Origin of the sequence: Cedecea sp. (genome assembly GCF_036500665.1) — a bacterium.
Lineage (GTDB): Bacteria > Pseudomonadota > Gammaproteobacteria > Enterobacterales > Enterobacteriaceae > Cedecea.
Genome location: NZ_DASYBS010000088.1, coordinates 19,535 through 39,666 on the forward strand (window position 1 = coordinate 19,535; position 20,132 = coordinate 39,666).

Here is a 20,132-nt window from a genome sequence, read left to right on the forward strand (position 1 = left end):
CGTAATTACTCCTGAAGCATTCTGGCGGTTTGCTGTAGGCGTTGATAATTCTCATAGCGTCGCCGGTGGGTAGCACGGTACGTTTCGTTGACCGAATAAGACCGATCTTTATGAGTGAATTGCTTCATCGCACTCACAACGGATGGCGCAATATCTGCCGCCACGGCCCCCAGAATGGCAGAGCCCAGTAGAACAGGTTCATTGCATGTGGTTGAGATGACGGGTAATTCGCACGCATCTGCCAGAATTTGGCGCACCAGAGGGTGACGTCCAGCCCCGCCGCTGATGACGATGCTGTCCGTTTTTATGCCCTGTGCATGTTGTGCATCTACGATTTGGCGCAGGCCGTAACCGATACCACAAAGCCCGGCAATATAGAGCGCAACCAGACTCGCCAGGTCGCGTTCCATCCCCAGTCCTGCAATGAGGGCGCGGGCATGAGGATCGGCGAATGGCGCGCGGTTGCCCAGGAATTCAGGCACCACATAAATGCCCGCAGCCAGTTCGACTGCGGCGGACGCCGTCGCCGATTTCTCCTGTGCCAGATTGGCCAGAAATACCGGTAATGACACCTTTGCTTTCTCAGCCATTTCCATGGCTTCAGCGCCCAGGGGATGCATCGCCAGCAGCTGATCTATTGCTGCCCCTGCGGAGCTTTGCCCACCTTCATTGAGCCAGTAACCAGGGACCATCGCAGAGTAATAAGGTCCCCATACCCCGGGAACGGCAATAGCCTCCCGGGTACTGGTCATGGTGCAGGAAGAGGTGCCGAAGACATAGGCCAGGTTGTTCAACGCGCCGTCGGCAATACCGACCGTACCGATCCCCCCGGCATGAGCATCAATCATGCCGATGGCAACCGGCGTGCCGACCGGCAGCCCCATTTCCCGTGCGGCCTCTTCAGTCAGACCACGACCGCACGGCGTGCCCGGTGCTGCCATTTTCTGGCCTATACGTTTGAAGTCCTCATCGGCCAAATCGCCCAGGCCAATCGTACGGAAGTAATCAGGGTCCCAGCGGTTTTCATGGGCAAGCCATGTCCATTTGCAGGTGACGGTACAAATGGAGCGCGTCAGATCGCCCGTTGCGCGCCACGTCAGATAGTCCGCCAGATCGAAAAATTGCCAGGCGTTGTCATAAACCTCACGGCGATTCTCTTTCAGCCAGAGAATTTTTGGCGTTTCCATCTCCGGTGAAATTTTTCCACCCACATATTTCAGTACAGCATGTTGTGTGGCATTGATTCTTTCTGCCTGTCTGGTCGCCCGGTGATCCATCCATACGATGATATTTTGATCGTCATCACCGTCTTCGCTGGTGGCGAGTGGACGGCCATTTTCACCGACCACAACCAGAGAGCAGGTGGCATCAAAACCCAGCCCTACTACGTTTTCCGGGCGTATTCCGGTTGTTTCCAGGGATTGCCTGACGCAATGACAAATCGCCTGCCAGATTTCCGTGCTGGATTGCTCCACGCGGCTTCCTGAGCGGCGAAAGACATTAATTTTCTGAACCGCGTGCGTCAGGAGTTTTCCTTTTAAATCAAAGATTCCTGCGCGAACACTCCCTGAGCCGACATCGATGCCAATAACCGCTTTATTCTCGTTATTCATACTTTTTTCACCTGGAAAAATGATTGATGCTTGCCGGTTTTGTATGGCTTAGAGGTCGACACTGTTTGGCAGAATGACTAAATCACGTACGGTCACGTTTTTAGATCGTGTCACCATAAACAAAACGGATTCTGCAACTTCAATCGGTTGCATCAGGCTGCCATTAGCCAATGCCTCTTCCATTTTGGCTTTCGGCCAGTCATCGAGCAAAGCTGTTACTACAGGTCCAGGCAGTACTGCCCCGACACGTACGCCGTGCTGTGCGACCTGGCGACGCGTGGTATGGACAAACGCCTGCACGGCAAATTTAGATGCGGTATAAATGGGTTCCCAGATAACCGGGACGATGCCTGCGATGGAGCTGGTAAAAATGATGTCGCCAGATTTTTGTTTGATCATTTCAGGCAGAACTGCGCGGACACAACGAAAAGCGGCATTGATATTCAGGTTGAGCACGCGCTCCCAGACATCAGGATCGCCTTCTGCTACAGGGCCGCCAATATAGGCGCCTGCATTGACATGGAAAATATCCAGGCGCCCGGTCAGGTTAAGAATGCCGGAAAGCATGTTGTCAACCTGCTCCGGTTTCATCAAATCAACCCGCAAGGCAAACGCGTTCTCGCCCAGCTCAGTCACGAGTTTGTCCAGCTTTTCGCCTTCACGGTCGATGAGAACGACTTTCGCGCCCGCGGCCAACAATGTTTTGGCACAGGCCAGACCGATACCAGAAGCTGCACCGGTAATGGCTGCTACTTTACCTTCAAGTGAGGAAGTTATGGATGAACACAAAGATGTCATTTTATAATCCTTTATAATGTTTGAAATGAGTCGCTTACAAGTTTTTACAGCACATAAAATAGGGTGGGAAACGGTTTTTTCTGGCTTGCTCAATCGATGGAGCAGATCTATCACCTAAAAAAAAACAAGGCAATAATCTTCAAGAAAATGGGGGACAGATTTGTGACGCAAACTGGAAAAATTAAGAAAACGACGATCTACGATCTTGCGGAACTGACCGGCGTATCGGCCAGTGCCGTGAGCGCAATTTTAAACGGGACTTGGGAAAAGCGGCGGATAAGTAAAAAATTGGCCGACAGGGTGACAAAAATTGCTGAAGAGCAGGGTTATGCCCTGAATCGCCAGGCTAGTCTGCTGCGTAGCAAAAAATCCAACGTGATTGGAATGCTGATACCTAAGTACGATAACCGGTATTTTGGCTCGATAGCAGAGCGCTTCGAAGAGATGGCGCGTGAGCGTAATATGCTGCCGATCATCACCTGTACCCGTCGCGATCCGAAACTGGAGCTGGAGGCCGCTCGTATCATGCTTTCCTGGCAAGTAGACTGGATAGTGGCTACCGGGACGACTTTTCCAGATAAAATCACCGAGCTTTGCCGGCAGGCGGGCGTGCCTGTGATTAATCTCGATTTACCCGGAACTCTGGCGCCGTCGGTTATTTCAGATAACTACACCGGTGCAAAAAAATTAACTGAAAATATTCTGGCTCAGAGTACCTCTCGTTACGGCACGCCAGCACCCTTATATTTTATTGGGGGGCGTAAAACGGATCACAATACCGCAGAACGTCTCAGAGGGTTTATTGATGCACATGCAGCTCTGGGACTCAGCGTGCCGGAAGAAAACCTACTGATAAGCGGTTATTCTCTGGGGAGCATCGCCCGTACCCTGCAAGACGCTTTTGACAATGGTGAAATTCATCTGCCGGGTATTTTTGTGAATTCAACCATCTCTCTTGAAGGGGTGGTGCGATGGCTGGCGCAGCACGGGCTTACTGACAAAAATCAGCCGCCGCTGGGCTGTTTTGACTGGGATCCCTTTGCATCGCTGCTGGGGCATAATATCTCTCTTGTGCGTCAGGACGTACCGGCAATGTTGGATGCTGTTTTTAACATTATTGATACTGGAGAAGCCTCTTCAGGAACGGTTGAAATTCCCACTATCCTGGTGGAAAAATAAACGGTTCCCGGCCTCGCTTGTTGCAGGAGCCTGGGGATAAAAAATGGTGCTTGAGTAAATAATAGGGTCCCCCTATATGCAACCAGGCGGCGCCGGGTATTCCTGATGATAACAGGTGTATATTTTGGCGCGGCGTCAGGCTTGCCTTCCGGGGACTCAATGAACAGAACCGTTCTGGGGGCGCTTTTTTTGAGTCATGATACTTTGATATCAGAACCCTGATGGCAGCATAGAATGCAACGCCGACCTTTAGTCGGCAGGCCTGTCAAAACGCCGAATTAACCCGGTAGATATCTGTTTACTGTAAACTGATAGAGAGGTAAACGGTATATCCAGAATATCTATCCGTGGCTCTCTGTCATATTTACAAACTATATTATTTACTGTAAATTCCGCTGTTTCTCTTTCATAAAGCAATCAGACATTCATTCTGAATGTTGGCGAAAAATCCTTTCTGGATGGGCGCGCTAACCGAGGAAATCTGTTCTTCATTGCCTGATTGATTTGCGAGAAAGTTCTTGTTTTAAAATGCTTTTTTCTTTTCTTATGCGTCCGATATGCTTAATCTCTTCGTTAAATAAGAGGTGCAATAGATGTCGGTTATCATTATTGATCCTTGTTGTTTTACAGCGACCGGTATAAGAAATTATATCAAGCAGAAGTGTAGAAGGGAGCGGGTTATTGTAGATACCCATCCAACAAGAATATTGACCAGCTCTTTTAATCTCATTATGCCCAGGCTAGTTATTATTAATGATGGCTGCTTTTCTCATCATGATTTCTGTATTGATTATTTTAGGTCGGTTATTCAAAATAATAAATCAGTTCTATTCATTGTTTTTGTTTCCTCATTTAATATTAGATATCAGGAGTTGGTGATGTTGGATTATAATCTGATCATTTGCTCTAAAGAAATCAAAAAAACTACATTAGGTGCACTATTATCTCCGAATCTCTTAAGCACCAATATCGCAGAGAATGCGTGTAATTTTTCTTTGAGCCCAACTGAGTTAATTCTTGCGAGTTTATGGGTGCAAGGAATGGCAGTGGAGGGTATTGCAAGCACACTTGGCATTACAGCAAAAACGGTTTCAAGTCATAAATGTAATATTAAAAGAAAACTCAGAACGCATAATATGCAAGTGATTTATAATATTGTACGTTTATCAGAAATGTTATTGCCAGGCCCGTCCGGTTCGATCTCACGTTAATCATTATGATTAGCGTGACGAAACGTATGCCGTCGTCAGGCGGCTACTCAGAATAATAGTTTCAAACTTTTAGCTTTTTATTGCGCAGAATTTCACCACCAGGAGCCTGGGTGAAATTTTCGTAATTTAGGAAAATTATAGTAACCCTTACCTCTCTGAAATGACAACACTCATCAAAAATAGACGTTTCTTATAATGTTTCTCTCCAGTCTGATATGTTTTCGGCACGCCATTATATATTGTGTCATTCTATTACAAAATATTAAATAATGGTTAATGTCCATGATTGCGTATCAGAAAAAAATACTTTCCGTCATCATTGGTAGCTTAACGCTATCTTCTTTAGCTGGACCGGCCTTTGGCCATGGGGCAATGGAAAATCCAAAAGCACGCCAGTGGGAGTGCTTCAGCGAGGGCAAACACTGGGGGAATCCCAATGCCCTGAGTAAAGCGTGTAAAGCTGCACTGGACAACAGCCCGGCCGCGCAGGCACCTTTTGATAACTGGAGTGGTTTTACCGGTTTTGCCGTTGCGCCGCACGGCGTTGAGCAGGCAAAAAAAGGTGTGCCGGATGGCATGCTATGCAGCGGTAATAATCCTGGGTTTGTAGGGTTTAACCAGCCTCGAGCGGACTGGACCGCAACCACTATTCAACCCGATCAGCATGGCAACGTTGGTATGACGTATTTCTATACTAAAGCTCACGCTCCATCGTTTATTGAGTTTTACATCAACAAGAAAAACGTTGATCCCACCAAGAAAGCGTTGGGTTGGAATGATGTGGAATTACTGAAAAAATTTGATATCGCGGATGGCGACACCAGTATCCGTCACACCGTCAACGTTACTATTCCAGAGGATCGTACTGGCAAGGCCATCATATTTACTCGCTGGCAGCGCATTGACTCAGGCAATGAAGGCTTCTACAACTGCAGCGACGTTAATATAAAGTCTCGTGACGGTTCTGAGATCCCTGAAGGGGGTGGTGAAGAGGATGAAAGCACAGAAAATGGCTGGATCCATAAAGGCGATTTTATTACAACCGCATCCAATCCGGCAGTAGGTGAGAAGGTGCGCTTTCGTCTGATGGGAGGTACTCGCGGCGATAATATCGTAGACGTGTATTATGAGATAACTGCCCAGAATATTAATAATCATAAGTGGGTGATAGAACTCGGAAAATTGCTTAACCGCGATCACAGCAACTTCCTGCAAATTGGCCAGAAAGACGAAGGGGGTAATATTACCTTTAATGAATTTCTCCCGCGCCACAACCAGGTTTTTGTCAGTGATAAAAATTATGGCTACGCGATTGAAATCGTGAGTCATTCTGACGCGCCGACAGTATCTCTCGATCGCTATAATATCGAACCTATCGCCACTAACACCACGGCCTTCGGATACCCGGTGATTGGCAGCAGCGATAAAACAGGCACAGCCTGGAAGTGGAAGCATGTGGCAGGTGACACACGTATTACGGCCAGCCCGAATAATCAGGCCAAAACGCAAATCCGGGTACCCGGTGGCGTAAATGCAGGCGCTTCTGCCACGTTTGAGTTAATCGGAACCAACCCGAAAGGTGCTTCTGGTAAAGCAACCCTGAAGGTAAATGTCATTGCTCCTCATGTGACGCTGACTGGCCCGACGAGCCTTGCTGCCGATAAGGAAGGCAAGTTCACTGCAAAAGCAAACTTCGATAATGGCAACGGCCAGGTGAAATATACCTGGTCCTTGCTCAGAGGTGGTCACGCAGTTTCCGGCATCGATCAAAATGGTAGCGTGAAGGGAGGCCTGGCTGGCGGTGATTACCAGGTTAAAGTGATGGCTGAGCATGATACCGGCGAACGGTCTGCCACCGGCAGAGCAGAGTTGAAAGTGTTTGGCAACGGTGAACTACCGGCTAATGTTCCTGCATATAACGCCAGCATTGCCTACCCGACTCAATGTACTAAAGTTTCTCATAACGGCAAGATTTGGCAAAACCAGTGGTACGTCAATCCTAATCAGGAAGAGCCAGGTACAGGTGGACTGTATGGCGTATGGCGTGTCGAGAAAGCCAATGATAACAGCTGTAAATAATTTAATTACCCCGTAATTCGTTCGCCTCTTAACCCTGCCAGATCTGGCAGGGTTAATGCTAAACGCCCAGTGAACTCGCCTCACGCCGCCTTCAAGAAAAGAGACCGTGGCTATTTAGCTTTCTCAGATAAGAAAAAGGATCTGCGTGCTGGCAGATCCTTAATAAAAATTAAAAGCGATATTGGATCCCCACCCCGTAGGTATAGCTGTCGTTGCTCAGACCCGCAGCATTCCCCCCCTGAGACCAGGTTTCCCCGGTTTTATTATCACGCGTTTTTGTCGAGGCCTTCGCTTCGGCGAAGCGTGTCCAGGTTAATTCTGTATAGAGTCGTGTATTTGGCGTCACGTAATACCCGGCAGAAAGGGTAGCGGCATAATAATCAGAATGACTGCCTTTTTCGCTAAAACTCAGCTGGCGCATATAATGTTCGTCATTATCACGCGCATTTACCCACGGGCTAAATTTGAACTGGGCTGCTAAATCAAAATCCTGATAGCGGTAGCTTCCGGTCAGGCCAACATACGGCAGGCTAAATTTCTGGCTGTAGCCAATACCCGGTTTCCCGGCAGGAAATTCACCCACAAGCGCGCCGTTGAAATAATTGTATGAGCCGCCTCTGGCGGTCCAGCTATAGCGTGTTTCCTGGTAGCCGGTGACGATGCCGAGGTTATAAGCCGGTTCCTTTAACAGCCAGCCGGTCAGGTTGAGATCGAACTGATTGGCGTAATTCAGACGGGTATCCGGGTGGGTGGATTTGTCGCTCCAGTGGCTTTGGCCCGGCGTTTGCCAGTCATAGTCTGACATGTGCGACCTGCGTGAGGCGAAGGTTGTCCAGCCGTTAGCGTTGAGGGTGATGTAGCGCTGTGCATCCCAGCTAATACCGCCTTTAATAATAGGTGTATTTTTAATTTTCCATTTCAGTTCACTTAATTTACTGCCATCGTGTTGATTATAAACGAGCTCTTTAGATTCTCCGTTGAGAACGCCGGTGGAAATATTGGTGGTGACTGCATCGGGTGAAAAATTGAAGCTGGTTGAAGCGAGAAGCGCCGGGCTAAACAGCAATGCGGCAGCCGCAGGCAGGTATTTTTGCTTGTGCATGATGTATCGTTCTGTTTTCTATAACATTGGTTTGGTGTTGCAAAAAATAAACCTGTACGGACAGGTCGGTGGCCGTAAAGGGTTATTGTTGCGCGATAAATTATGTTGTTGAAAGTTATTATTAGGTTGTCTTGCCAGGCAAAACGGAGCGTATTTTATGGTCTGTTTTCAGGCAGAGGAAAGATTATTTTCCATTGGTGAATATTTGAGCGATGAATCGTTTGATTTTAAAGAAAATTAAATTTGTAGCTTTTTGTTACAGGGATATATCATAACTATTCATATGTATTTATTGAGAAAATTTAACTTAAGGCTGGGGCGCTGAGTTTTAAAATGTAAGCGGACTCACGGTTATCCGCTTATTTAAATAGAAATGGGCGTAGCATATTCATTTCACTATCTTTTTTTGCGACCTGAAGGTTCCTGGGCGCCTGAGCATGCGGCGTAATATGTTAAAAATTTAAAGCTGTTATCCTGCATGCCGACACTGTTGCTGTAGAACACTCACGAGGAATGACTTATGGAATCGTTACTGACCACCCCGCGCCTGACGCTGCGAAAATTTACTCGCGCAGATTTGCCCGTATTTATTCAATACCGCAATCAACCTGAAGTCGCTCGCTACCAAAGCTGGGACAACTATAGCGCGGCCGATGCCGATGCTTTTTATCTCCAGCAAGCGCCGCTGGAATTTAATACCGATGAAAGCTGGTTCCAGGTTGCGGTCGTGCGCAGTGAAGACCAGCGTTTGCTGGGAGACGTGGCCGTTCACTTTTTTGATGATGGCCAGCAGGCTGAATTAGGCATGACCTTCGATGAGCGCCATCAACGGCAGGGGTTTGCTTTCGAATCTCTTAGTGGAGTGATTGAGCTGCTGTTTACCACCTTCGACAAGCACCGCCTGGTGGCGACGGTGGATGCCAGAAACGAGGCCGCGGCTGGCCTGCTGGAAAAGCTGGGTTTTCGTCGCGAAGCACACTTCCGCCAGAATATTTTCTTTAAAGGTGAATGGGGTGATGAATATGCCTACGGGTTGTTACGAAGCGAGTGGAAATAAAAATAGCGGCCTGTTTAAGCGGCATTATTTAACTGGGGGCTACTGCTGCAAAATGGGAGGGTATTTGTGAAATGTTCACCGAGCGTTACTTTATGATTTTGTGCGTTTTAATTTAGCACTGAATGCGGTGTTTAGGTTTTGTTTAACTTTTGATTTACATTCTTACTATACTGGCACCAACTCCTTTCTGGTATGAATTCGCCATCTTTCGGCGCCTTCATCCTATTCGTCTTTCTAAAAATAAAATGTTCCGGAAAATCATCTGTTAAATACACCATCCGGATATTTGGCAAGGACAATGATATGTCAGATTTAAACATCTCTCTTGATACTGCAACCCTGACACATCCCCTTTCTCAGTGGGGAAACACAGCCGCAGAATCCGTTGTTAGCGACCTGGAGCAGGGCAAAGTTATCTTTCTGCCGCAGCTGGCGTTCACGCTCACCGAACAGGAAAGGGCGCTGCTGAACCCGGCAGTGGTTGACCCTAAACGTAAGAACATCAGCTATCAGCCACTGAAAGATAAACTGACCGGCGTTGCGGTCGCTGAGCAGGAGCCAGAGGTTCGTGCGCTGCTTAAACGCCATTACGAATCCTGCCAGCAGCTTATTGCCACCCTCCTGCCTGAATACCAGCAGGTGCTGCACACGCCGACCAACAGCCTACGCCTGCACCCGGTTAAGCAGTGGACGCAGAACACCTCCTGGCGTAAAGACGACAGCCGCCTGCACGTGGACGCCTTCCCGTCCCGCCCCAACTATGGTGAGCGTATTCTGCGCATTTTCACCAACATCAATCCGGCCGGTGAAAGCCGTAGCTGGCGCGTCGGAGAAGCCTTCCCCACGCTGGCAGAGCGCTTCCTGCCACGTTTAAAAAGCTATTCTCCGTTCAGCAGTTGGCTACAGAACGCCGTCGGCATCACTAAAAGTCGCCGCAGCCATTACGACCACCTGATGCTGCAGATGCACGACGCCATGAAGGCCGATGCGGACTACCAGAAGCAGGGGCCGCAGGTCGCCATCGACTTCCCGCCGGGCAGCAGCTGGATTTGTTTCTCAGACCAGACGCCTCACGCCGCAATGGGCGGGCAGTTTATGCTGGAGCAGACGTTCTTGCTGCCGGTGGATTCAATGCAAAATCCGCAGCTATCACCGCTGAAGGTATTGGAAGGGTTGCTAAGAAAGGCGCTGATTTAGTCATTATGGCCGCGTGTAAAAAGCCGCTTGGGCGGCTTTTTTATTGGCGTCATCCGTACGCCGGACAAGCACCCTCTGCGTTGACAAAAAGAATGGGTCAAAATAGCAATAGATATACCGTCATAGGCAATAGATTTGCTTCGAAAAAAGATGGCATTAGCGTTCACGGTAAAATTTAAATAGGAATTACCTGTAAGTTACATGGCTCATTACTACTATTGATATTTATCAATACTCTACCGCAAATGATCGGTGAGGCATCATCTGTATAATAGTTTTTATGATTTTTTAAATGAATTATTTGTTAGGTCCGGCGATTGTTTTGCATCCAGACAAATTTTTTCATTTTTGATTTTGAGCACTGAATCATGCCTTTTTCTTCTAACTTCAGTAACCAGTTTCTGGCTATGTATATTGAAACATTGCAATTATTGGAGATCTCTCTTGTCGTGACCTCGCCATTATTAACAATTGTGTCATAAATTTCTTTCATCAGTTTTACAGAGCAAGGGCGACTGATATGCTCGTCCGTTTCGGTACTACGGAATCTTTCCATCTGAGTGAACCTGTCTTAAAGTACAGGTTGATTTTATCACAAGATACCATATGTGAAATTATAATTATAAGTACTGCGTAATATTTTCTGTTTTTATATCAGACACAAATTTATGGTGATAAAATATTTGGTTATGCCCACGGTTTTATTAACTCTTTTACAGGATTGTTGGTACATATCAGAAACGTAGTTAACATTCATGAAAAATAGAGTCAGATTATTCCGTTAGGTGGCGTTGCAAGAGGGTGTAGGCCAGGAAAGCTTGGTTTTTTCTGCGCTGTGTTTGGGGTGTACTAACGGCAACGTATCAACATTGAAAGTAAATATTTTACTGACTGGAGCGGCATCTGGCTGGAGTAAGCTTTCGAGAGACGATGTATAAGCCGTAAAAGAATAACTCTGAAATCTATTATTCCAGAGTAATATAATTAATAAGCTACAATGTGGCGTACGAGGTTAAATAAAATTAACGATTGCATACTGGAAGTTGAGTTCGCCCCGGTCGTAGTAAAACGCTTTAATGCTTACATCCTCTTTGGTCTCACTTGCAAGATAAACTCTTGCGATACCCTGTTTATCGGTAACCTGCGTTGTATGCGATAGTCTGGCGTGCCCGTTGCACAGGAATGACAGCGTTAACCCACCCACCGGCGTATCGCCCTCTTTTACGCAAAAATCGATGCAGTTTATTTCCTGAGTGCCGACATTGGCTCTTTCCTGAATGGGTGTGTAGCCGATGGATTGCATGTTTCATTACCTCATTTCTATGGACTTAGAAAAATTAAGCCGCTGTTACAAAATGCACTTTTGTTCTGGAAACAATATTGTCGTCGTCGGTGTATGCGCTGACGATAACAGGCTCTGCGACAGTGTTGTAAACATATAACGTAGCGGTACCAGAATCATCGGTGGTGAGGGTTCGTCTGGAGGGGAAGGCGGTCACGCTTTGCAGAACAATCGAGATCTCTTTTTGTTCATTTACATTATGAGCACTCTTTTTCGTCAGGATATAGAGTATCTCGCAGTAGGCTTTACCATCAGCATCCACCTTATCTCCGATGATATGGCTGGTTAAGGCATTAAGCTCATCGGCTTTAGAAAATGAAATTCCGTTGACGATGAGCACGTCTTTCTCACCATAGATCTCGACGGAGATAAAGAAATCACCCTCAGACCGGGCTGTACAGCTGACTACTGCTTTACCTGTGGCATCCGTTAACAGAAATCTGTCTGTCAGCGTCAAATTCGTGCTCGGCAAAAACTGCAGCAATTTATCCTGAACCGGATTTCCGAGTGAATCCAAAACTTTAATGGATACCTTGTTTTGGCTGATGCCATCCGCGGCGGCGTTGTTTTCGATCAGAGTACTTTCTAAATGATAAGAAGCTTCGACATTGCTGAATACCAGGGTGTCAACAGCGCCCTGAAAAAGGCCATCAATGGCCGGAGAGGCGGAGATCATTACTTTCTCTGCCTCGGTATTGGTCACATTCAGGACAAAATTACCGCCTGCATCCGTCTGGCCAAACGCTGAAGATAATACCGCGTGACCCGCTGAACTGACCGCTGAGAATTTAAGATATTCATCGGCGTAAGGCACACCGTTTCTCGTCAAATGATAAATAATGGTGTTTTCTTTTTTGCCATCCGCGACCGCGTTGTTGCCCTGAACGGTCGACTTAAGAATGATGATATCATCCATCTTAAAGTCCTGTATTTTCGCTATTGGGAACCACTAGTGAGTTTTAAAAAGGCCACGGCGGGTTTAAAGCCGCGGCCTTGCTCTCGAGAAAAATTAATTAACGCCTAAATCAATAATGATCAGGGTGTAGGTCAGTGAAGAATAATCCCCAATCTGATAGTAAACATTTGTCGCGGTATCAACCCCGCCGTGGGTACATTTTGCAATAGCCCCGTCGTAGTTAAAGTCAGCAAACTTCGCATAGTGCGGGTCAGAAATAATCTGGCACGACTGCGATGTTTTGATGATGTTATACCCGTCCTGGCACACCTGTTTTTTAACATCGCCCGCTTCTTTGGTACTGAGCATAAATTGATAAGAGTGGCCGGTAATAAAGTCATACTGACTGCCGGTAAACATATCAAGGCTGCAGAAGGTGTCACTGGTGATTGTGCCAGAGGTGACCGAAACAGGTTTTCTGAAGTTAACGACGGTTTCCTCGCTGATATCCTCAAAATCTGTTGTGGCCGTTACCGTTACGCTTTCAGCGACGGCGTTGTAGACTTTTAACGAGGCAAGTCCATTTGAGTCGGTGGTCAGTTTGTTTTCCGAGACGGTGACATTGCCGCTGTTCACTTTAATATAAATATTATGCCCTTCAGCGGCATCCAGAGAGTTGGCTTTGGTCAGGCTGTACTGAATCTGGCAATAATCACCTTTCCCCACGGTGGCCTCGGCATTATCTCTGACAACAATACCGATTAAATCCTTAATATATTCCGGTTTTGCAAAAGAGATCCCCTCGACAAGACAGGTGACATCGCTGTTTGAATAGAGCAGTGCTTCGATACTGTAATCGCCCGCCGGCACGAGGGCGGTACAGTTGACGGTGACTTCACCGTTTAAATCTGTCTGGTGGTACTGGCCGTCAGGCAGCGATAGATTATGGCTAGCAATGCAGTCTAAGACCTGATGCATTGCCGGCGCGCCCGTTTTGGTGTCCGTGACCTTAAACAGCACGGTATTGGAGCTGGTACCATCGGCGAAGGCGTTGTTAGACACAATATTGCCGGTGATGGTGTAAGGAGGCAGCACGGCTTCGAAGATGAGTTCAACCGGTTTAGCTTTTACGCCAATTAATACCGCCTCTGCTTCAACGGTCACTGTCTCGGCAAATGCGTTGGTAATATTGATGGACGCAGTGCCGAAGTCATCTGTAATGAGGGTGGTTGGGGTGGCCGTCGCACCGCCAGAAACGTTGACAAAAATATACTGGCCTGAAATGGGGGCGGTGCCGTTTTTCAGCGAATAGACAACGACGATTTTATCCAGCCCGTCAGCAGCGGCCGTGTTATCATCCAGCACGGTTGCCGTTAACGTTTCCTGACCTTCCACAGCCTCTTCAAACACGCTTTCGATTTGGGTGGAAATAAAATCACCGTGGTAGCAAACGGCTTTAACCAGAATGTGGCCCGCGACTTCACTTTTTAACTCGACGTTGCAAATTCCGTCGTCATTTGTGATGGCTGAAATATCCTGTCTGCCGTTTGAAAATGTCGCACCTTCAGCGGTGACAATAAAGTTGACGGAAACACCAGGAACTGGCGTTGCGTCATCGCGCAGCGTGGCGGTAATTGTATTGGTGTCGACATTATTAGCCGTTGCGACATCATTTGAATGGATATAAAAGTTAGTAGCACGAACGTTATTTTCGCTCATTACCCGATCTCCAAATAATAAATTAGAAATACATGCCGGAATCACCGGCATGTGGATGCCAGAATTAAATTTTCCAGCTGTTAATTGTTAAGCTGTAACTATAGGAGTAAGAACTTCTGTAAACATAATTTCTGAAGTAAGCTTTAGTCCCGGGGCGAACACAGAAGAACGTTCCCTCGCCATAAAAATAGTGTGTGGATGCGAATCCTGCACCTATATCAGGCTGGCCGTTGGAGTATGAAACACAGCTACCATTAACATATATGCCGTCTCCATAATTGCAATAATCGTGGTAAGTATTATCAGCAATAAATTGGTACATACGCCCTGCGACAAAATTATAGGCACCAACAGGAATCATTTCATCGATACCATGGGTGCCTGGAGTGAATGTACCGGTAAAGGTTATACTCTCTGGCTGCTCTGGTTCATCAGGACCAAAGGTGATTTTCGTCCGTGCACTGATATCCTGATTTTTGGTATAAGCACTGACCACAACGTCTTCGGCTTCGGTATCAAAAACCTTCACGGTGGCAATACCAGCGTAATCCGTAGTCAGGGTGTGAGCTGAGGCATAGGCGGTCACACTGTTAAGTTCAATCTCAATTTGCTGATTGGCCACCACATCCTGTGTTTTTTTGGTCAGGCGATACTGAATCTCGCAGTAGTCTTCCCCGTCGGCGGTGGCATTATTTTTTAATACAATCCCGGTTAGTGCATCGAGCTCATCGGCCTTAACAAAGGTGATGTTGGCCACGCGGTGCTCGACGTCTTCACCATAAACAACGGCGGTTAAGCTGTAGACGCCTTCCTGCAGGCTGGTGCAGCTGAGCGTCACGCTGCCGCTTGCATCGGTTTCAATGATGGAATCGTGCAGGGATAAGTTGGTGCTCGGAATAAACTGCAGCAGTTTCTGTGGCACTGTGCTTCCGAGCGAGTTTTTGAGGATGAATAAAATTTTATTCTCGCTCACGCCGTCGGCCTGCATGCCATTCACCATGATCAGGGATTCGAGCGTATAGGATGTGGCAACGGGGACGAAAGTCACTTGCTTGGCGATGGAGGGGAAATCATCCGTTGCGGATTTCGCGGTGACCAGCACCGATTCTGCCGTGGTATTGGTGATATCGAGAATAAAGTTGCCGCTGCTGTCCGTCTGCCCAAAGGACGCTGACAACTTCGCATTACCGGACGAACTGATGACGTCAAAGGTCAGAAACTGACCAACAGCGGGCGCTGTGCCCTGCATCACGCTATAGACAATACGGTTTGCGGTCTGGCCGTCCGCCCGGGCGTTATCAGTCTGAACCGTGGCGGTGAGTACCATGGTATCCACCTGGGCACCAAATTCACTTTCTACTTCTGTCATTTGACTTTCTCCTGCGAAAGAACATATTCCTGAAACTTTAATTTTCCCTTCGGCCAGGCTATGCAGTTGCACCGTGCATTTACCCAGGGCGTCGGTTGTGGCCGTGATGGTCTGAGCATTATTGCTAAATGCTGCCCTCGGCTCTGTTATGCTAAATAGAATATCAATGCCGTATTGATGATCCCCATCAGCAATCAGCGTTGCCGTAATATCGTTGGTATCGGTATTGTTGGCCGCTGCACCTGTGGTAGAGGTTAAGGTGAAATCCACCACGGCTAATTTATCTTTGGTCATGTATTGGCTCCTGATTAATATCAAAAGGTGGCCGTATTCAGTACACGCTTATCTCTGAATAAACGTATTCATGAATAATTAAAATTAAAATTAAAAGTTACTAAATGAAAGACTGACCGTCTGGTTAACCTCCGTGCTTTGTGGCGAGGTAATAATGACTCCCGCGGCTGAAACTGCCGTATTGCTAAGAATATCTATTTGGGCAGAGCCGTCAGCGTTTAAGGTAATATCAACAGTTTCACCAATTTTATGCCCACTGACCCAAAGCGGCGTGGGAACGGCAACCCTGATAGTGGATATAGTCAGTCTGGCTTTCTCTTCAATATAAAGATAAATACTGCACGGTGACACGCCATCAGGTAGGGCATTGGTGGTATTGGCTATGGCATTCACAATGCCATTCCCCAGTCGATAGTTTTCGAAGGTCAGCACCCCGGTGATAACGTTCGTCGGCGTGTTGGCGTTGCTGATGGAAATAGCAACATCGCCCAGTACAACCGATTTCACTCTAAAACGCTGTACGCCAGTCGCGTCCATGGTGAACGTATAGTCGGTAGCGTTGCTTTCCAGGATGGTGGCGCCGGTCTGGCAGCTGACGTTAATGACGTCTCCGGCCGGAGCCTGAATAAAGCCATAGTTGCAGGGTGATACATGAACGGCGCTGTAATCATCCACCGGTGAGCCGCTGGTGCCCTTAAATTTAAAATCCGTGGTAATGCCTTCGGCCAGCAGTGCGCTTCCGGCGGTGGATAAATACTGGGATCCCGCCGTGGTCGTTACCATGTAGGTAGCATATAGCGTGCCTTCAGCCCCTACCGCGTCGGCATAGGCGGCAGAAACGGTGATATTTTGGCTACCGGCATTATCAACAATAAGCTCATAAGGCGAGTTGCTATCCGGGACTTCCACACCTTGCTTATCTTCACCCCGCATAACGACGATAACGCGGTCACCAATGGCTATTGAGGGATAAGCGATCTCGACGACGATACCGTTGTCGGAATGGATATCACCCAGCTTAATTGTGCCATTACTGGCCTGAGGGAACGTAGGAGCCGGCAGCGTGCGCTCTGCGGACATATTAATGAACGCTATTTTGGCATGTGAAACCCGATAAGGATTGCTCGCGCTTTTTACCCGGTAATAGATATCGATTTTGCCTGAATCGATGGCTTCAGCGACAAAAGATGACAGCGTAATATGGATGATGTTATGGGCAATGTCGGCAGAGGATACCCGATACTCAACCCGACCATCTGCATCGGGTACAGCTTCATTCCCGGTGTTAAATCCGCGCCATATCAGCGTGATGAGATCGCCGACCGCCATATTGCTATAGGCATTAATATGAACACGAATACCATTAGCAACGTCATACTGGGTTAACCAGCCGCTAAGGGCATCGGTAAAATGCGGATTTTCGAGGAATTCTACAATGCCGTTCAGCGTGACGTTGGCATCGAAAGAGAGGGCGTTTGTGCCGTCGGAGATTCTGGTGATTCTGTAGAAGGCGACGGCTCTGGCGCTGTCTGGTAAGAAGATTTTTGATTCCGGGATAAGCGTCTGGTAACCCGTTGTCAGGTCAGCTGAGACGACGGTGTGCGTTTCGCTGACGCTAGCCTCCGGAATAATTTCATCTCCGGTATCGTAAACCAGGTAATTCAGCTCTACCCGGTCTCCAGCCTCAATGCCCTGATAAGGCGGTACCTGAATCCGTGTGCCCTGGTTTAGCTTTACGCTGTCGAGGGAAACCGTGTCGTTCACCGCGTCAATAAACACCGGTTTTTCCAGCGTTCTGGTACCGTCCCGGCTGACGATGGCCAGCGCTTTGGCCGAAGAAGTGGGGTTGCTTGATAAATCGATTGCCGTATAACTCACGGTATAAATGCCGTCAGGAACATTAGCTTCCGGGATATGAAATTCTATGTTCTGACCTAGATTTGCATCACTGACAACTTCAGTGAGGGAAACCAGTTTCCCAAAGTCCAGAATAATAAGATCGCCAATCGCCATGTTGCTGTAGGGCGGGATAAACACATAAATATTGCCGCTGCCCAGGTCGTTATTATCGATAATACCGTTGTCATTCATTTGCGGCACTAAAGGGGCACGCAAGTCTCTGCTGGTCCGCATTTTTTTCTCCCAGGTAATCTGATTATCGGCAGCATTCACTGCCGATATATGGGGCATTAAAATTTATTTGCGGCCTGGTGGTACAACGTCAACGTAATAGGTTTGTTCTTTGGAGGCGTGGAGTTTATTGTCGATTTCCATAACCATCTCGTAGGAGATTTTAAGGATACCTTCACCCAGCGCGTAGAATAAATCACGCAGCGCATCGGTTCCGCCGTCATAGGTGTCGTCGAGCACAACTGGATTTAGCCTCCCTTCAGCATCAACAAGGAAGGTGAAAACGGTGCTGGCAGCAGGAACTTCTTCCTTGCCGATATAGGATTTCCAATAAATATTACAATAGGTATTTTCTTTAGCTGCGACATTCACAATCTCACCGTTGTAGTCGCCATTAAGGGTAATGACTACGCCGAGAGTGGCCGAGGCGATATTGATAATATCGTTTTCTGCGTTAGCAATCTCAAATGCTGGAAGGTCAACAATAGTAGAGGAAGTGCTGTCGCGCTGAACGTTCACCGTAGTAACGTGCGAGAATTGAGGATTACCCGCCGAGTCGACAATGTAGTAACCCGTATCATGCGCACCGGTTGTCATATATTCGTCAGGAACGGCAATCGGCAGAATGTTTTCAGTGGTGTTGTTTTCTGAATGCCTGATCAGGGGATTTACACCGAAATGGAATGTGACCAGATCTGCCACATTCGGATTGTCAATGACGAGAATAGCGTAGACGCCCGCGGCCACATCGTCTTCGGTAATTTTATTTTGATCGCCACTGGCAATCGGGTAGTCAGGGGCTTTAACGGTGGGTGCGACGATGACAACAGTAGAGGTGTATGTTGCGCCAAGCGTACCATCATCTTTAACAACTGACGCAGTAATGGCAAGTTTCTGTGGTGCGGTGGTTGCAATCTTAATCTCGGCGGAAACTTCCCCGTTATAATTGGTCATCAGCTCAATAGTGCTGGCGTCGTTCTCCATCCAGCTCCCACTCCCGGCAGGAAGCTCAAAGCGAACAATTTGCTCACGCTGTGGGAGAAGTGTCGCGTCGTCCACAACACGTGCGGTCACTCCAAAAGGAATGCCTGACCAGGTATTACACCAGGTCTTATTTTCAGTTGAAATGCCGACTAAAAATGCCATCTTAATTCTCCTTACCTATGGATAAGAAACAAAGAGAACTCCCGAACCATTAAAAGACCCGATTCTATTTGGTGTTCCCTTTAGCTCACTGGTTAATTTAATAATGTTTAGGCCCTGCTGGCCGGATAATGTTTCTCCTAATAATGTGCCATTATCCGTTGTTAATTCAGCATGCATGCCATTATCAAGCGGTATTTTATCATTGCCTCTAAGTCTTAACGTATATGGAATAGCATCGGTACACTCGACATTAATATCCTTCGACTGTATTGCTCCTGGTGCTTGCTTCACAGTTAATGAACCATAATAAAATTCAATCTTATCCTGGCTCAGAGCACAGTATTGGTTTACTGGTGGTGTGCCAATACACTGGGTAGCAGCCGTTGCAGGGTAAACTCTTGAATTCCACATTGAACTGTAGTCATTAGCCGTGGCCGCGATACCAATACATTCGCTGCCATTGTGGTCCCCGTCATGATAAACAGTGTATGTGCCAGACTCACCATTTTGCTCAATCCATTTTTTGCCAATGCAGCTGAACGTAATTAAAGAATTAGGGCACTCAGGTCTAAGAAGGTGAAGTTTAGTCGACGGGTCCATTGACCCTATCTGAACTTCACCTTTACTTGTTTCGTGCCGATGTATTATGCCCGTATATCCTGGAGCATAAGCGTCCAGGCTGTCATCGATATCAATCATCGTCCAGTTTCCGGTATAGGTTGCGGTGCCTGGCCCAGTAAGATCCACGGTGACATCTAATACCACCGGCCATTTGAATGCGTAACTAACATCTGGTACCACTGAGAAAATTACGGCCATACCAATGCCAATAAAAAATCGGTAAAAATCTCGGCTGAATAGATTGTACATAGACTATTTTATTCTCCATGAAGGCTATATTTAAATGGCAGTCATGTAAGTCATCCGATGTGGATAACGTTACTGCTGAAATATTTTCTCTGCAAGTTTTACAAAGTGAAAATGGGACGAAAATAATTGTG

Annotated in this window: 16 protein-coding genes; 5 read left to right on the forward strand and 11 right to left on the reverse strand. The window is 47.3% G+C overall.

Translation table 11 applies throughout. The features are described 5' to 3' along the window. Positions 1-5: 5 nt before the first annotated feature. Together VGM55_RS13980 and VGM55_RS13985 are read right to left on the reverse strand one after the other, a co-directional pair. Positions 6-1,613 (reverse strand): FGGY-family carbohydrate kinase, encoded by a 1,608-nt coding sequence (locus VGM55_RS13980; protein ID WP_154187448.1) that lies wholly within the window; start codon positions 1,611-1,613, stop codon positions 6-8. Positions 1,614-1,661: 48 nt separating this feature from the next. After that, positions 1,662-2,411: an SDR family oxidoreductase gene (locus VGM55_RS13985; RefSeq protein WP_154187449.1), complete on the reverse strand. Its 750-nt coding sequence runs from the start codon at positions 2,409-2,411 to the stop codon at positions 1,662-1,664. Positions 2,412-2,558: 147 nt separating this feature from the next. On the opposite strand from VGM55_RS13985, the gene VGM55_RS13990 reads away from it, so the two are divergent. From VGM55_RS13990 to VGM55_RS14000, 3 genes are all read left to right on the forward strand, one after another. Then, the gene (locus tag VGM55_RS13990) at positions 2,559-3,590 is read left to right on the forward strand and encodes a substrate-binding domain-containing protein (protein ID WP_154187525.1); all 1,032 of its coding nucleotides are present in this window, start codon (positions 2,559-2,561) and stop codon (positions 3,588-3,590) included. A 593-nt stretch (positions 3,591-4,183) separates the two neighbouring features. Further along, positions 4,184-4,801 carry a LuxR C-terminal-related transcriptional regulator gene (locus VGM55_RS13995; RefSeq protein ID WP_154187450.1) on the forward strand — a complete coding sequence of 206 codons (618 nt, stop codon included), beginning with the start codon at positions 4,184-4,186 and terminating at the stop codon, positions 4,799-4,801. Between the two features lie 282 nt (positions 4,802-5,083). Further along, complete coding sequence (locus VGM55_RS14000; RefSeq protein ID WP_331635802.1) at positions 5,084-6,880, forward strand: lytic polysaccharide monooxygenase; 1,797 nt, start codon at positions 5,084-5,086, stop codon at positions 6,878-6,880. A gap of 169 nt (positions 6,881-7,049) precedes the next feature. Here the strand turns inward: VGM55_RS14000 and VGM55_RS14005 are convergent, their stop codons facing one another. Then, positions 7,050-7,982 carry an omptin family outer membrane protease gene (locus VGM55_RS14005; RefSeq protein WP_331635803.1) on the reverse strand — a complete coding sequence of 311 codons (933 nt, stop codon included), beginning with the start codon at positions 7,980-7,982 and terminating at the stop codon, positions 7,050-7,052. A 520-nt stretch (positions 7,983-8,502) separates the two neighbouring features. Between VGM55_RS14005 and VGM55_RS14010 the strand changes: the two genes are divergently transcribed. Further along, a complete protein-coding gene (locus VGM55_RS14010) occupies positions 8,503-9,039 on the forward strand; it encodes a GNAT family protein (RefSeq protein WP_331635804.1) in 537 nt (178 codons plus the stop codon). 303 nt (positions 9,040-9,342) lie between these two features. Beyond that, positions 9,343-10,236, forward strand: coding sequence for a Kdo hydroxylase family protein (locus VGM55_RS14015; protein WP_331635805.1), 894 nt, complete (start codon positions 9,343-9,345; stop codon positions 10,234-10,236). 304 nt (positions 10,237-10,540) lie between these two features. Here the strand turns inward: VGM55_RS14015 and VGM55_RS27510 are convergent, their stop codons facing one another. The 8 genes from VGM55_RS27510 to VGM55_RS14050 form a co-directional block, all read right to left on the reverse strand. Next, entirely contained in the window at positions 10,541-10,792 is a 252-nt protein-coding gene (locus tag VGM55_RS27510) for a FaeA/PapI family transcriptional regulator (protein ID WP_038477760.1), read from the reverse strand. Positions 10,793-11,248: 456 nt separating this feature from the next. Beyond that, positions 11,249-11,539 (reverse strand): Ig-like domain-containing protein, encoded by a 291-nt coding sequence (locus VGM55_RS14020; RefSeq protein WP_154187455.1) that lies wholly within the window; start codon positions 11,537-11,539, stop codon positions 11,249-11,251. 34 nt (positions 11,540-11,573) lie between these two features. Then, entirely contained in the window at positions 11,574-12,494 is a 921-nt protein-coding gene (locus VGM55_RS14025) for an Ig-like domain-containing protein (protein WP_154187456.1), read from the reverse strand. Between the two features lie 93 nt (positions 12,495-12,587). After that, positions 12,588-14,192 (reverse strand): Ig-like domain-containing protein, encoded by a 1,605-nt coding sequence (locus tag VGM55_RS14030; protein WP_331635806.1) that lies wholly within the window; start codon positions 14,190-14,192, stop codon positions 12,588-12,590. 64 nt (positions 14,193-14,256) lie between these two features. Beyond that, positions 14,257-15,855, reverse strand: a complete 1,599-nt coding sequence (locus VGM55_RS14035) for an Ig-like domain-containing protein (RefSeq protein WP_331635807.1) — start codon at positions 15,853-15,855, stop codon at positions 14,257-14,259. A 90-nt stretch (positions 15,856-15,945) separates the two neighbouring features. Continuing rightward, a complete protein-coding gene (locus VGM55_RS14040; protein WP_331635808.1) occupies positions 15,946-17,988 on the reverse strand; it encodes a hypothetical protein in 2,043 nt (680 codons plus the stop codon). A 63-nt stretch (positions 17,989-18,051) separates the two neighbouring features. Then, on the reverse strand, positions 18,052-19,131 hold the full coding sequence (locus tag VGM55_RS14045; protein WP_154187460.1) for a hypothetical protein: 1,080 nt from the start codon (positions 19,129-19,131) through the stop codon (positions 18,052-18,054). Between the two features lie 15 nt (positions 19,132-19,146). Further along, positions 19,147-20,001: a hypothetical protein gene (locus VGM55_RS14050; protein WP_331635809.1), complete on the reverse strand. Its 855-nt coding sequence runs from the start codon at positions 19,999-20,001 to the stop codon at positions 19,147-19,149. Positions 20,002-20,132: the final 131 nt, after the last annotated feature.